Source organism: Xanthomonas phaseoli pv. dieffenbachiae (assembly GCF_008639345.1).
Lineage (GTDB): Bacteria > Pseudomonadota > Gammaproteobacteria > Xanthomonadales > Xanthomonadaceae > Xanthomonas > Xanthomonas phaseoli.
On the sequence record NZ_CP041380.1, the window covers coordinates 2,614,797 to 2,628,405 of the forward strand.

Annotated in this window: 10 protein-coding genes and 1 tRNA gene; 6 read left to right on the forward strand and 5 right to left on the reverse strand. The window is 65.4% G+C overall.

The window, feature by feature from the left end; translation table 11 throughout:
* Positions 1-113: 113 nt before the first annotated feature.
* From FLG15_RS11935 to FLG15_RS11955, 5 genes are all read left to right on the forward strand, one after another.
* Complete coding sequence (locus FLG15_RS11935; RefSeq protein ID WP_057678284.1) at positions 114-1,751, forward strand: cytochrome ubiquinol oxidase subunit I; 1,638 nt, start codon at positions 114-116, stop codon at positions 1,749-1,751.
* A 16-nt stretch (positions 1,752-1,767) separates the two neighbouring features.
* Complete coding sequence (gene cydB, locus FLG15_RS11940; protein WP_150146399.1) at positions 1,768-2,919, forward strand: cytochrome d ubiquinol oxidase subunit II; 1,152 nt, start codon at positions 1,768-1,770, stop codon at positions 2,917-2,919.
* 88 nt (positions 2,920-3,007) lie between these two features.
* Entirely contained in the window at positions 3,008-3,118 is a 111-nt protein-coding gene (gene cydX, locus FLG15_RS11945) for a cytochrome bd-I oxidase subunit CydX (RefSeq protein ID WP_008573380.1), read from the forward strand.
* Between the two features lie 59 nt (positions 3,119-3,177).
* Positions 3,178-3,254, forward strand: a tRNA-Pro gene (locus FLG15_RS11950).
* An 83-nt stretch (positions 3,255-3,337) separates the two neighbouring features.
* Positions 3,338-4,603: a CynX/NimT family MFS transporter gene (locus tag FLG15_RS11955; RefSeq protein ID WP_150146402.1), complete on the forward strand. Its 1,266-nt coding sequence runs from the start codon at positions 3,338-3,340 to the stop codon at positions 4,601-4,603.
* On the opposite strand, the gene FLG15_RS11960 is transcribed toward FLG15_RS11955, so the two are convergent.
* Positions 4,584-6,497: a CocE/NonD family hydrolase gene (locus FLG15_RS11960; protein WP_057678296.1), complete on the reverse strand. Its 1,914-nt coding sequence runs from the start codon at positions 6,495-6,497 to the stop codon at positions 4,584-4,586. The genes FLG15_RS11955 and FLG15_RS11960 overlap by 20 nt on opposite strands.
* 326 nt (positions 6,498-6,823) lie before the next feature.
* Between FLG15_RS11960 and FLG15_RS11965 the strand changes: the two genes are divergently transcribed.
* Positions 6,824-9,235: a glycoside hydrolase family 95 protein gene (locus FLG15_RS11965; protein ID WP_150146405.1), complete on the forward strand. Its 2,412-nt coding sequence runs from the start codon at positions 6,824-6,826 to the stop codon at positions 9,233-9,235.
* 262 nt (positions 9,236-9,497) lie between these two features.
* On the opposite strand, the gene FLG15_RS11970 is transcribed toward FLG15_RS11965, so the two are convergent.
* From FLG15_RS11970 to FLG15_RS11985, 4 genes are all read right to left on the reverse strand, one after another.
* Entirely contained in the window at positions 9,498-10,742 is a 1,245-nt protein-coding gene (locus tag FLG15_RS11970; RefSeq protein WP_057678287.1) for a glutamate-5-semialdehyde dehydrogenase, read from the reverse strand.
* Positions 10,743-10,864: 122 nt separating this feature from the next.
* On the reverse strand, positions 10,865-12,013 hold the full coding sequence (proB, locus tag FLG15_RS11975; protein WP_057678288.1) for a glutamate 5-kinase: 1,149 nt from the start codon (positions 12,011-12,013) through the stop codon (positions 10,865-10,867).
* Positions 12,014-12,026: 13 nt separating this feature from the next.
* Positions 12,027-12,287, reverse strand: coding sequence for a YciI family protein (locus FLG15_RS11980; protein WP_057678289.1), 261 nt, complete (start codon positions 12,285-12,287; stop codon positions 12,027-12,029).
* Entirely contained in the window at positions 12,284-13,582 is a 1,299-nt protein-coding gene (locus FLG15_RS11985; RefSeq protein WP_057678290.1) for an argininosuccinate lyase, read from the reverse strand. The genes FLG15_RS11980 and FLG15_RS11985 overlap by 4 nt, the downstream gene beginning before the upstream one ends.
* Positions 13,583-13,609: the final 27 nt, after the last annotated feature.

Below are 13,609 nucleotides of genomic sequence, written 5' to 3' on the forward strand. Positions count from 1 at the left end.
AGACAGTGTGACGCACCTGTTCAGCGCCGCATTGATTTGGATCAACGCGGCCGGCGCGCTGGCGGCAGATGATCGCCACATTCCTTACCGACCCTCAACCAGGCCCTCCCGCCATGATCGACTCGACAGTTGTCGAACTGTCGCGGCTGCAGTTCGCAGTCACCGCGATGTACCACTTCATCTTTCCGCCGCTCACCATGGGCCTGTCGTTCCTGCTGGGCATCATGGAAAGCGTCTACGTCATGACCGGCAAGCAGATCTGGCGGCGCATGACCATGTTCTGGGGTGTGCTGTTCGGCATCAACTTCGCCATGGGCGTCGGCACCGGCATCGTGATGGAATTCGAGTTCGGCATGAACTGGTCGTACTACAGCCATTACGTGGGCGACATCTTCGGCGCGCCGCTGGCGATCGAAGGGCTGATGGCGTTCTTTCTGGAAGCCACGTTTTTGGGCCTGTTCTTCCTTGGCTGGAATCGCCTGAGCAAGGTGCAGCACCTGATCACCACCTGGCTGGTGGCGCTGGGCAGCAACTTCTCGGCGTTATGGATCCTGATCGCCAATGGCTGGATGCAGAATCCGGCCGGCGCGGTGTTCAACCCCGACACCATGCGCATGGAAGTGGTGGACTTCGTGGCGGTGCTGTTCAACCCGGTGGCGCAAGCCAAGTTCGTGCATACCGTTAGTGCGGGCTACGTGCTGGGCGCGGTCTTCGTGATGTCGATCAGTGCGTTTTACCTGTTGCGCGGCAAGCATATTGAAATGGCACGGCGTTCGTTTGCGGTGGCTGCAGCGTTTGGCCTGCTGTCGTCGCTGTCGGTGGTGGTGCTGGGCGACGAGAGCGGCTACGCCGCCAGCGAACACCAGAAGATGAAACTGGCGGCCATCGAAGCGATGTGGGAAACCGAAGCTGCGCCGGCCGATTTCACAGCGTTCGGCATTCCGAACCAGACCACCCATCGCAACGATTACGCCATCAAGATTCCGTACCTGATGGGCTTGATCGCCACGCGTTCGCTGGATGAGCCAGTTCCAGGCATTCTCGAACTGGTCGGCCGTGCCGAACACCGCATCCGCGGTGGTCAGATCGCCTACGGCGCACTGCAACGCATCCGTGCCGACAAGAACGACGCCCAAGCGCGCAAGGTCTTCGATGCGCATTGGCAGGACCTGGGCCACGGCCTGCTGCTCAAGCGCTACCGCGACGATATCGGCAATGCCACACCGGAGCAGATTGCCCAGGCTGCGATGGACACCGTGCCGCGCGTGCTGCCGCTGTTCTGGACCTTCCGCATCATGGCCGCCATCGGCATGTATCTCATCGTGTTTTTCGCTGTCGCCTTCTGGTTTGCCTGCAAGCACAACTTCCAGGAAAAACGCTGGTTCCTGAGCTTGGCCCTGTGGACGCTGCCGCTGCCGTGGATCGCGATCGAATGCGGCTGGTTCGTGGCCGAATACGGCCGCCAGCCCTGGGCGGTGGAAGGCGTGTTGCCCACCTTCTACGCCGCCTCGGGGCTGGATCTGTACGAGATCGTGATGACGCTGGTGGGCTTCACCGCGCTGTACACCACGCTGCTGGTAATTGCGATCAAGTTGTCGCTGAAGACCATCAACAAGGGCCCGGAGATGCTGTTCCCGACAATGCTGCCCAACGCATTGCCTGTCGCCCCACCCGAGCATGCCCGGCAAGACCACGCCACCTCGCCTCACGCACCGCTGAGTTCCGGTGCCGTGGCCGGCAGCGCACCGTAAGCGAAGGAGAGACATCATGGATTTCGTATTGCTCGATTACACAACCCTGCGCGTGATCTGGTGGCTGCTGCTCGGTGTACTGCTGTCCGGTTACGCGGTGATGGGCGGCTTCGATCTGGGCGTGGGCGCACTGCTGCCGTTCGTCGCCAACAACGATGCCGAACGCCGGCTGGTGATCAACACCGTCGGCCCGGTCTGGGAAGGCAACCAGGTGTGGTTGATCCTGGGCGGCGGCGCGATCTTTGCCGCGTTCCCACCGTTGTATGCAGTGAGTTTCTCCGGGTTCTATCTGGCGATGTTCCTGATCCTGTTCGCGCTGATCCTGCGCCCGGTCGGTTTCAAGTTCCGCGGCAAACTGGTGAGTCCGCGCTGGCGCAGCAACTGGGACTGGGCGTTGTTCGTCGGCGGTTTCATTCCGGCACTGATCATGGGCGTGGCGGTCGGCAACGTGCTGCTGGGGGTGCTGTTCCATTTCGACGACAGCATGCGCACGTTCTATACCGGCAACCTGTTGGGGCTGCTGACGCCGTTCGCATTGCTTGCCGGCTTGCTCAGCGTGGCGATGCTGCTCGCGCATGGCGCCGCGATGCTGGTGCTCAAGACCGATGGACCGGTGGCCGAGCGCGCGGCACGTTTCGGCGCCATTGCCGCGCTGTGTGCGCTGGCACTGTTTGCAGCAGGCGGCGCGTGGGTGGCGCTGGGCCTGCCCGGCTACGCGGTGACCTCGGTGCTGGCCACCGATGCGGCCACCAACCCGCTCGGCAAGACCGCTGCGCTCACCGCCGCGGGCGGCTGGTTGCACAACTACAGCAGCATGCCGGCCACACTGATGGCGCCGCTGGTGGGCCTGGTCGGGCTTGCGATGAGCGCGGTGTGCTTACGCATGCGGCGCGGCGGCCTGGCCTTCATCGCCTCCGGCAGCGCCATCGTCGGCATCGTGTTCACGGTGGGCTTTGCGTTGTTCCCGTTCCTGCTGCCCTCTTCCACTACGCCGAGCGCGAGCCTGACAGTGTGGGATGCATCCAGCAGCCGCCTGACGTTGTGGATCATGTTATTGGCCACGGCCGTGTTCATGCCGATCGTGCTGGCGTACACCAGCTGGGTGTATCGCGTGCTCAGGGGCAAGGTCACCGACGATGCGGTCACGGCCAATCCCAACGCGTACTAAGCACCGCGGTAGCGATCGCAGTGCCTGCGCTGCCGTCGCCGCATCGCGCGTCACCATCATCTTGTTCAACGATTCGAGGAGCACACCAATGTGGTATTTCGCATGGATACTCGGCACCGGCCTGGCGGCATTGGCCGCGGTGCTCAACGGCATGTGGTTCGAAGCACGCGAGCCCGAGCGTGGCGAGCCGCCTCAGTAAAATAATTTCATCAGATGCTTGCCGATTCCCCATTCCCTATGTAACATACGCGGCTCCTTCGGGGTGTAGCTCAGTCTGGTAGAGCGCTACGTTCGGGACGTAGAGGTCGCAGGTTCGAATCCTGTCTCCCCGACCAGTTTCAAAACACAAACCGGCCTCGTGCCGGTTTTGTGTTTTCAGGCGTCGTTGCACGCAGGTGCGCGGCGCGGATGGTCTGTCATGTCTGTTGTCACTTCCGCGTCTTCTTCGTCCGCCCAGTTGCGTGGTCGCGGCCTGGTGCTGGCCGCGATCTTGCTGTCCGCATTCAACTTGCGCACCGCGGTGACGTCGCTGACGCCGCTGCTGGAACGCATTGCCGACGAGTACGCCTTCGGCGCGCCCACCATGGGCGCGCTCGGCATGTTGCCGACCGCAGCGTTCGCACTCACCGGCGTGGCAACGCCCGCGTTGCTGCGCCGTTTCGGTTTGCTGCGCGTGGCGCTGGCGTCGATGGCGTTGGCCACGCTGGGATTAGTGCTGCGCCCGCTGCTGCCGGGCACCGCCGGGTTGCTGGTCGGCTCGCTGGTGGCGTTGGCCGGGATGGGCATGGGCAACGTGGTACTGCCGCTACTGGTGAAGCGTTACTTCGGCGACCGCGTGGGCCGGGTGAGCACGCTGTACATCACCGTGCTGCAGGTCGGTACGCTGCTGCCGGCGCTGCTGGCAGTGCCGGTGGCCGATGCGCTGGGTTGGCGCAGTTCGATGGTGGCGTGGGTGCTGCCGGCCCTGCTGGCAACGGCGGCGTGGGCGCTGGTGCACGCCAACCATCGGCGCCTCCGCGCAACCGGCCCGGCACCGGTCACCCCCACGCCCGAAGCCGAAGGCCGCGTCGCCCGTACTGCGCTGGGGTGGTGCATGGCGGTGACCTTCGGCATGACCTCGCTGGTGACCTATTCCATGTTCACCTGGCTGCCGACGCTGCTGCGCGAAGCCGGTGCATCGCCTGCGTTCGGCGGCACCATGGTGGCGTTGTTCGCGGCATTGGGCATGGCCGGGGCGCTGACCATGCCGGCGCTGGCGGTGCGCATGCGCAATCCGTTTCCGATCGTACTGCTCTGCGCAGCCTGCCACCTCGTCGCGTTTGCCGGGCTGTGGTGGGCGCCGCTGGCCGCACCGGTGCTGTGGGTGACCCTGCTCGGCCTGGGGCCGAGCACGTTTCCGTTGGCATTGGTGTTGGTGAATCAGCGCAGCCGCACGGCGGCCGGTTCGGCCGCACTGTCCGGTTTCTCGCAAGGTGTGGGCTATGCGGTGAGCTGCCTGGGGCCATTCCTGTTCGGCTGGCTGCACGCGCACAGTGGCGGCTGGACCTCCCCGTTCGTGTTCCTGGTCATCTGCCTGCTGGTGCAGCTGGCCGCCGCCTGGGTGGTCTGCCGCCCGCAGCTGCTGGAAGATGCGTGGGCGCCGCCGGCACGCGGCGCCCACGCGCTCAACGTACCGGCAGAGTGATGTAGCTGGGCTGCTCGGGGGACACGTACACCCGCTGCGTGGCTTTTTGATAATCGCCAGGCTTGGCGAAGAAGATGTTGGGCACGTAGGTCTGCGGATTGCGGTCGTATAGCGGGAACAGGCTGGATTGCACCTGCACCATCACCCGGTGGCCCGGTTGGAAGGTGTGGTTGGCGGTTGGTAAGCCGAACTGGAATGCCAGCGGCTGATTGGACGCCAAGGGTTTGGGCGTGCTGAAACTCTCGCGGTAGCGGCCGCGGAAAATCGCCAACGACACCGGCAACTCGTAGCCGCCCATCTTCGGGTTCGAGGCCATCTCCTCCGGATACACGTCGATCAGCTTCACCACCCAATCGCTGTCGCTGCCGCTGGTGGAGGCCTGCAGATGCACTTCGGGCGCACCGGCGATCTGCAGTGGCTCGGTCAGCGGCTCGGTGACGAAGGTCAGCACGTCCGGGCGGCCATCGACAAAGCGCTGGTCGTGCACCAGCCAGGTGGTCCACATCGTGCGGTCGGCAAAGTCCACCGGGCGCGGCACGAACGGCACCGGCTTGGCCGGGTCGGACACGTACTCTTCAAACCCCACCTGCCCGGCCACCGGTTGCTGGAACGACAACTTGCCGCCGGCCTGCAGATACAGCGGCTTGCTGGCCGAGGCGCAGCCATTGTCGCAACTGCGCGGCCACGCCTTGAGGCGGTCCCAATGGTTCTCGCCGGTGTTGTAGATGAACACCGGCGGCGTGTCTGCCTTGGGCGCGCCATCGACCAGGTACTGGTCGAAAAACGGGCGCAGCACCTCGGAACGGAATTGGCGCGCGGTGTCGCCTTCGAAATTCAGCGCACCCAAGGCGCTACCGTCGTAGTTCACCTGACTGTGGCGCCACGGGCCCATCACCAGGTAGTTGAGGGTATTGCCCTTGTCGCGCGGCTCCATCGCCGCGTAGCTGTGGATCGCCCCCCACATGTCTTCCTGATCCCACAGGCCTTGCAGCCACATCGTGGGCACCTTCAGCGGCGTGCGCGCCATCACCTTGTCCAGCGCCTGTTCCTGCCAGAACGCGTCATAGGCGGCGTGTTCGGTGAGCTTGTGCCACCACGGCAACTGCTCCAGGCCCGCAGCCTTGGCGAAGTCGCCGGCCGAGCCGGCCTGCAGGAAATTGCTGTAGTCGTCGTGCCCCTGGCGCGCGATGCCGGCGCCCTTGCCGCGTTTGCTCAGCTGGCCGGTGAAGTAATCGAAATTGACCTGGCGGAACGCGCCGTAATTGAACCAGTCGTCGCCCATCCAGCCGTCGATCATCGGGCTTTCCGGCACCGCCACCTTCAACGCGGGATGCGGATTGGTCAGCGCCATCACCACGGTGAATCCTTCGTAGGACGAACCGATCATGCCGACCTTGCCGTTGGATTCCTTGACGTTCTTCACCAGCCAGTCGATGGTGTCCCAGGCATCGGTGGCATGGTCGACCTCGCTGGAATTGAGCGGCCCACGCAGCGGGCGCGTCATCACGTAATCGCCTTCGGAACCGTACTTGCCGCGCACGTCTTGGAACACGCGGATGTAGCCGCCTTCCACGAACACGTCGTCGCCGGGCGGCAGCAGATCCTTCATATGCGGCGAGGCCAGGCGCTCGCTCCGGCCACTGGCATCGTAAGGCGTGCGCGTCAGCACGATCGGCGCGTTCCTGGCGCCCTTGGGCAGCACGATCACCGTGTGCAGCTTGACCCCATCGCGCATCGGAATCATCACCTCGCGCTTGATGTAGTCGTTGCTCGCATCGGCAGCCACGAACGGCTTGCCGGTGATGTCCGGCGTCATCGGCGAGGTTTGCGCCCAGGCGCTGCCGGTGGCGGCGGCAATGGCGGTGGCGAGCAGGCAGGCGGCAAGGCGGCGCATGGAATATCCGGCAGCAACGGTGGGCAGGATGAACAACTGCAGCAGCGTAGGCACAGACAACTGGCTTGCGGGAGTGTCGAAGGTACCGGGTCGGCCAGGCTGCGGCGAGCACGCGCTGCGGATCGGCTGCACGGGCGCCGACGTTTAGGTTGTCCTGAAATGACCACGCCGTGCATTGCATCCCTTGCACGCCAGTCTTCGATCGGTGCGCGCAAGCCACCCCCAAGCCAAGCAAACGTCATTGGAAGACCGGCAAAATCGCACGCTTCCGCAGGCGCGGCAGATGCTTTACAACGTTTGATCCCACGATTGCAGCGAGCGCTCGCATGCGCATTCCCCCCTCGCACGATTGCGCCAACCCACACCGCCGTCGCCTGCTCACCCACCTCGGTGCGGCCGCGCTGCTGCCGTTGCTCGGCCGTGCTGCCAGTAGCGACGCGACCACGCCACCGCTGCGCCCCACCCGTTCGCCGTTGCTGCCGCCCGAGCATGCGCTACGCCTAGCGTATGCGGCGCCTGCCAGCGATGCCCAGCTGTTGCGCGAAGGACTGCCGATCGGCAACGGCCGGCTCGGGGCGCTCTGCGGCGGAGCTCCTGCCTGCGAGACGCTGTTCGTTTCCGAAGGCAGCCTTTGGTCAGGCGGCAGCAACGCAGTGCTGCAGGACGATGGCCAGTTTGCATATACCAAGGAAGAGTTCGGCAGCTTCATGCTGCTGGCCAAGCTTTTTGTGGAACTGGAAGGGCATGCGCAGGCGCAGACGTCCGATTACCAGCGCGAACTGGACATGAGCAACGGCTGCGTACGCGTGCGCTATCGCATCGGCGACACGCGTTATACACGGACGCTGTTCGCAAGCCACCCGGATGCGGCCATCGTGTTGCGCCTGGATTGCGAAGGCGCAGGCAGCCACCGTGGCCGCATTCGCCTGGTCGACACGCATGCCGGGGCCGGTCGCGCCGACGGCCACGCCGGGCTGCGCTTCGCCGGCCAGCTCGATAACGGCCTGCGCTATGCCGCAGCGCTGCGCGTGCACAGCGACGGTGGCAGGCTCGAAACAGGCGAAGGCCTGCTGCAGTTTCATGACTGCCGTGGCCTGACCATCGTGTTGTGCGGCGACACCGACTACGCCGCCGATGGCGCACGCGGCTGGCGCGATGCCACGCGCGACCCGCTTGCGCTGGCGCGCAACCGCGCACAGGCCGCCGCCACAGTGCCTGCGGCGCTGTTGCTGGACACCCATGTGGCCGATCACCGTGCGTTGTTCGATACGTTGCAGGTGGAGCTTGGCCAGTCCAGCGATGCGCAACGCGGCCTGGAGACCTGGCAGCGCATCCAGGCCCGCGCCGCCACGCCTGCGCTCCCCGACCCGGAACTGGAGGTGGCCTATCTGCAATTTGGCCGCTATCTCACCATCGCCGCCTCGCGTGATGGATTGCCCACCAACCTGCAGGGCCTGTGGCTGGAAAACAACGACCCGCCATGGATGAGCGACTACCACAGCGACGTCAATCTGCAGATGAACTACTGGCTGGCGGACCCGTCCGGCCTGGGCGCCTGCGTCGATGCGCTGACACGCTATTGCCTGGCGCAGCTGCCGTCCTGGACACGCATCACCCAAACCCACTTCAACGACCCGCGCAATCGTTTCCGCAATACCTCCGGCAAGATCGCCGGCTGGACCGTGGCCATTTCCACCAATCCGTTCGGCGGCAACGGCTGGTACTGGCACCCGGCAGGCAACGCGTGGTTATGCGACAGCCTGTGGCAGCACTACGAGTTCACCCAGGACCGGGACGACCTGACGCGCATCTATCCGCTACTCAAGGGCGCCTGCGAATTCTGGCAGGCGCGCCTGATCGCAATGGAGGTCACCGACGCCGACGGGCGCACGCGACAGTGCCTGGTCGACGACCACGACTGGTCGCCAGAGCATGGCCCGGAAAATGCGCGCGGTATTGCCTATGCGCAGGAACTGGTGTGGACGTTGTTCGGGCAATACCGCCAGGCCAGCGCCCTGCTTGGCCGCGACGCAGCCTACGCCGCGACCATCGCCACGCTGCAGCAGCGTCTGTACCTGCCGGAGATCAGCCCGCTCAGCGGCCAATTGCAGGAATGGATGTCCCCCACGGACCTGGGTGAAGCCCATCACCGGCACCTGTCGCCGCTGATGGGTCTGTTCCCCGGCCATCGCCTGCATCCGGATCTGGCGCCGCCTGCGCAGCTGGAAGCAGCGCGTAAGCTATTGGAAGCGCGCGGCATGCAGAGCTTTGGCTGGGCTTGCGCATGGCGGGCGCTGTGCTGGGCAAGACTGGGCGATGCGGAGCGTGCTTATGCGCTGGTGCTGACCAATCTGAAACCCTCGATCGGTCATCGCAATGGCACCGCGCCGAATCTGTTCGATATCTACGATCTCAGCCAGCACGGCGACCCCACCCTTGACGGGGTGTTCCAGATCGATGCCAACTTCGGCACCCCGGCCGCAATGCTGGAAATGCTGCTGTATTCGCGCCCTGGGCAGATCACGCTGCTGCCGGCACTGCCCAAGGCCTGGGCCGCGCAAGGCCGCGTTACCGGCCTGGGCGCACGTGGCGGATTTACGGTGGACATGGCGTGGCGCAACGGCGTGCCGACGCAGATCAGCGTGCGCAGCGTCGGCGGCACCCGCACCCGCCTTAGCTGGGGCGCCCAGGCGCACGACATTACGCTTGCACGTGGCCAAGTGCTGCGCGTGCTGTGAGCCAGTGCCACGTGCCGGCCGCGCTTGAAGCGTGACGCGGTTGCAAGCGCGGCAAGGCATCTGCGCGTTGGCCGGCGATTGGCTGCGCCCCGCAGTATGGCCTGGCCCAGCGTTACCCAGCCAGGTCGCACTGCGCACGCAAGGTATTGTGGAAAGCAGGTGCGTCCGGGCAGCATCCAATGACGCAGCGACGACATTGCCGATCGCTCAGCGATGCAAGCAGCCGCCGTTGATGGCGCTTGCGGCAGGTGTGCAGCCTTGCCTAATGCCGCACCTGGCCTTGGCCGCGCACCACGAAGCGCTCCACGGTCAGCGCTTCCAGGCCCATCGGGCCATAGGAATGCAGGCGCGTGGTGGAGATGCCGATCTCCGCGCCCAGGCCGAGTTCACCGCCGTCGGAAAAGCGCGAGGAGGCGTTCACCATCACCACCGCCGAGCGTAGCGACTGCACGAACCGTTCTGCGTTGCCGGCGTCCTGCGTGGCGATGACTTCGGTGTGGTCCGAGCCGTAGCGGTGGATGTGCGCCAGCGCCGTGTCCAGATCCGGCACCACGCGGATGGCCAGAATCAGGTCGAGAAATTCCGCGGCATAATCGTCGTCGCTGGCAGCACCGATGTCCGGCAGCGCCGCCTGCGTCGCCGCATCGCCACGCAGTTCCACCTTGCGTTCGCGCAATGCCTGCGCGGCAAGCGGCAGAAAGCGCTCGGCGATGTCTGCATGCACCAGCAAGGTCTCCAGCGAATTACAGGCTGCCGGCCGCGTCGCCTTGCCATCGATCAACAACCGCAGCGCAAGCTCCACATCGGCCGACGCGTCCACAAACAGATGGCACACACCCTTGTAGTGCTTGATCACCGGCACGCGCGCGTGCTCGGCGACAAACCGGATCAGCCCTTCGCCACCGCGCGGAATCGCCAGGTCGACGATCTCGTTGAGCTGCAGCAGCTCCAGCATGGTCTCGCGGCGCAAATCCTCGACCAGGGTCAGCGCCGCTTCCGGCACATTGGCGTTGCGCAAGGCCCGCTGCAGTGCGCGCGCAATGGCGGTATTGGAATGGATCGCCTCCGAGCCGCCGCGCAAGATCACGCCATTGCCGGCCTTGATGCACAGCGCGGCGGCGTCGGCCGTGACGTTGGGCCGCGCCTCGTAGATCATCGCGATCACGCCCAGCGGCACACGCACCTTCTGCACGCGAATCCCGTTGGGGCGCACATCTTCGCGCGTGACCTGGCCGACCGGATCGGGCAAGGCCGCCACCTCGCGCAACGCATCCGCGATACCGGCCAGGCGCTTGTCGTCCAGCGCCAGACGATCAAGCATGGCACTGCCGGTGCCCTTGGCACGCGCTGCCTCCAGATCGCGCGCATTTGCGACCAGGATCGCCGCGGCATCGGCTTCCAGCGCGGCAGCCATCGCCTCCAGCAAGGCGTGCTTGGCCTGTGCAGACAATTGCGACACCACCTGCGCGGCATCACGGCATTGCAGAGCGAGCGTTTTGATGGTCATTGGAGAATCGGGAATGGGGAATGGTAAAAGCACGCGACATCACTTTACTGCGACGTAATTGGCGCTGGGAACGTTCGGTGGGAAGCTCTTGCGATTCTCCATTCCCGATTCTCCATTCCTCGCTACAACACCACCAGATCATCGCGATGCACCACGTTTTCGCCGTAACTGTAGCCGAGCACATTCTCGATCTCGCGCGAGTGGCGGCCTGCGATACGACGGATATCCAGGGCCGAGTACTGACTCACGCCGCGTGCCAGACACTGTTCGCCCGCGCGCAGGCGGATCTCCACCATGTCGCCGCGACGGAAATCGCCCTGCGCGCCGGCCACCCCGCCTGGCAACAGCGAGGCGCCCTTGCCGGTCAGGGCCGCCGCAGCGCCGTCGTCGATGAGGATCGCGCCTGCCTCCACCGGTGCGTGCCGTAGCCAGTATTTTCGCGCAGCGATGCGCGTGCGTGCGGCGTGGATGCGCGTGCCACGCAGGCGGTCCTGCGCCAGGGCGCGTACCACCTCGCCACTTCGGCCGTTGAACAGATAGGTTTCGATGCCGGCCGCACCGGCCTTTGCAGCGGCCTCCAGTTTGGTGCGCATGCCGCCGGTGCCCACGCTGCTGCCGCTGCCGCCGGCCATCGCCAGCACTTCGGGGGTGAGCTCGGGCACATCGTCGAGCGGGCGCGCCAATGGGTTGCTGCGTGGGTCGGCGCTGTACAAGCCATCGATATCGGTGGCGATGAACAACGCGTCGGCATCGACCAGCGCCGCCACGATCGCGGCCAGATTGTCGTTATCGCCCAGCTTCAGCTCATCTACCGAGACGGTGTCGTTTTCGTTGATCACCGGCAGCGCGCCCAGCCGCAGCAGCTCGCCCAAGGTGGCACGCGCGTTGAGATAGCGGCGACGGTTGCGCAGGTCGTCATGTGTGAGCAGTACCTGCGCCACCGGTCGCTCGAAAAAGCGCTGCCACAACGCAATCAACTGCGCCTGGCCCAAGGCGGCCAGTGCCTGCCGCGCCGCGATCGGCGCGCCGACATCCACCGCCTTGGGCAGGATGGCGCGACCAGCGGCCACCGCGCCCGACGACACGATCACCAGCTCGCGCCCGGCAGCCAGGTTGGCGGAGACGAACTGCGCCAGACCCAGCGCGAAGCGCGGGGACAGCCCGCCCCCATCGGCGGCGAGCAGGCTGCTGCCGACCTTGAGCACCGCACGGCGCCATGGCGGCAGCGCCTGCTCGGTGAACGGCGACAAGGTGCTGGCAGGCGTGCTCATGGCAATGGCGTCCTCAGTGCGTGTTCCACTCGTACACCGTCAGTGCAGAAGCATCGCGCAGCACCAGCGGGTCGCGCGCAACGATCTGCTGCGCGTCTTGAAGCGTGGCCACGTTGACCAGCACATACGCGCCACCGCTACGATCGCTGAAGCCGCCGGTCAGCTCGAGCTGCCCGGCGGCGCGCAACGCATCGAGAAAGTCCAGATGCGGCTGCACCACATCGGCAGCAAACCCCGGCTTGCGCAGCGCAAGCACCAGATAGCGGGTCGTCATGCGCGAAGCGCCTGCCAGCGCGCCTGCAACACGTCCAGTTGCAGGTCGGCTGCCGCACCGGGCGACACCCGCGCAGCCAGGCTGCCTTCCGGCGTACGTCCCTGCCCTGCGGTCTCGGAGGCTTGCGCTGCGGCCTTGTACGCCTCGCGGAACGGCACGCCGGCTACCGCAGCTTCCACGGCCACATCGGTGGCGTACATGCCCAAATCGATGGCGGCACGCAATTTGTCCGGGCGCCATTCCAGATTGGCCAGCAAGGCCGGCAGCAGTTCCAGCGCTGCAAGTCCGCGGCCAAAGCCATGCACGATCGCGCCCTTGCTGCTCTGCAGATCGCGGTGATAACCCGACGGCAGCGACAGCAGCTGTTCGATCTCGGTGCGCGCTGCCGCCACGCTGGCATGGGTTGCGCGCATCAGCTCGATCACGTCCGGGTTGCGCTTGTTCGGCATGATCGAGCTGCCGGTGGTGTACTGCGCCGGCAACGCGACAAACGCGAATTCGCCGCTGGTGAACAGCGACAGATCCCAGGCGATGCGGCGCAGATCCAGCGTGGCGCCGCCGAGCGCTTCGAGCGCGGCCAGTTCGTACTTGCCGCGCGAAAGCTGGGCGTAGATCGGCGAGACCTGCAAACGTGCAAACCCCAGTTCGGCGGTGGTATGCGCACGGTCCAGCGGCAAATTCACGCCATAGCCTGCGGCGGTGCCGAGCGGGTTGCTGTCCACCAGCTGCAAGGTATCGGTTGCGCGTACGGCATTGTCGATGAAGGCTTCTGCCCAGCCCGCCCACCACATGCCGGCCGACGACACCACCGCCCGTTGGATGTGCGTATAACCGGGCACCGGCAGTTCGGCCTCTGCCTGCGCGCGATCCAACGCCACCTTGGCGATCTCGGCGCTGAGCGTGGCAACGCGCTGCAGCTTGTCCTTCAGCCACAAGCGCGTGGCGACCAGGATCTGGTCGTTGCGGCTGCGCCCGGTGTGGATCTTGCGGCCTGCATCGCCCAGACGCTCGGTCAAGCGCGCTTCGATAGCCGAGTGACAATCTTCGTATTGCGCATCGAGCACGAAGGCGCCGCTGCGAAAATCGGCGGCCAGCAGGTCGAGCTGTTCGCTCAAGCCACCCAGCTCCTGCAACGACAAGATGCCGATGTGCTGCAGCCCCTGCGCATGCGCCTTGCTGGCAGCGATGTCATACAGGAAGAATTCGCGATCCAGGATCACATCGTCGCCGGCCAGGAAACTCTGGATCTTGGCGTCCACGGCAACGCCAGGTTTTTGCCACAACAGATTGGTCATCGGAAAGCGTCTCGAGTCAGTCGTCCA

Coding starts and splice junctions, on each gene's coding strand:
- FLG15_RS11935 (WP_057678284.1), top strand. CDS start 114: ATGATCGACTCGACAGTTGTCGAACTGTCGCGGCTGCAGTTCGCAGTC.
- cydB (WP_150146399.1), top strand. CDS start 1,768: ATGGATTTCGTATTGCTCGATTACACAACCCTGCGCGTGATCTGGTGG.
- cydX (WP_008573380.1), top strand. CDS start 3,008: ATGTGGTATTTCGCATGGATACTCGGCACCGGCCTGGCGGCATTGGCC.
- FLG15_RS11955 (WP_150146402.1), top strand. CDS start 3,338: ATGTCTGTTGTCACTTCCGCGTCTTCTTCGTCCGCCCAGTTGCGTGGT.
- FLG15_RS11960 (WP_057678296.1), bottom strand. CDS start 6,497: ATGCGCCGCCTTGCCGCCTGCCTGCTCGCCACCGCCATTGCCGCCGCC.
- FLG15_RS11965 (WP_150146405.1), top strand. CDS start 6,824: ATGCGCATTCCCCCCTCGCACGATTGCGCCAACCCACACCGCCGTCGC.
- FLG15_RS11970 (WP_057678287.1), bottom strand. CDS start 10,742: ATGACCATCAAAACGCTCGCTCTGCAATGCCGTGATGCCGCGCAGGTG.
- proB (WP_057678288.1), bottom strand. CDS start 12,013: ATGAGCACGCCTGCCAGCACCTTGTCGCCGTTCACCGAGCAGGCGCTG.
- FLG15_RS11980 (WP_057678289.1), bottom strand. CDS start 12,287: ATGACGACCCGCTATCTGGTGCTTGCGCTGCGCAAGCCGGGGTTTGCT.
- FLG15_RS11985 (WP_057678290.1), bottom strand. CDS start 13,582: ATGACCAATCTGTTGTGGCAAAAACCTGGCGTTGCCGTGGACGCCAAG.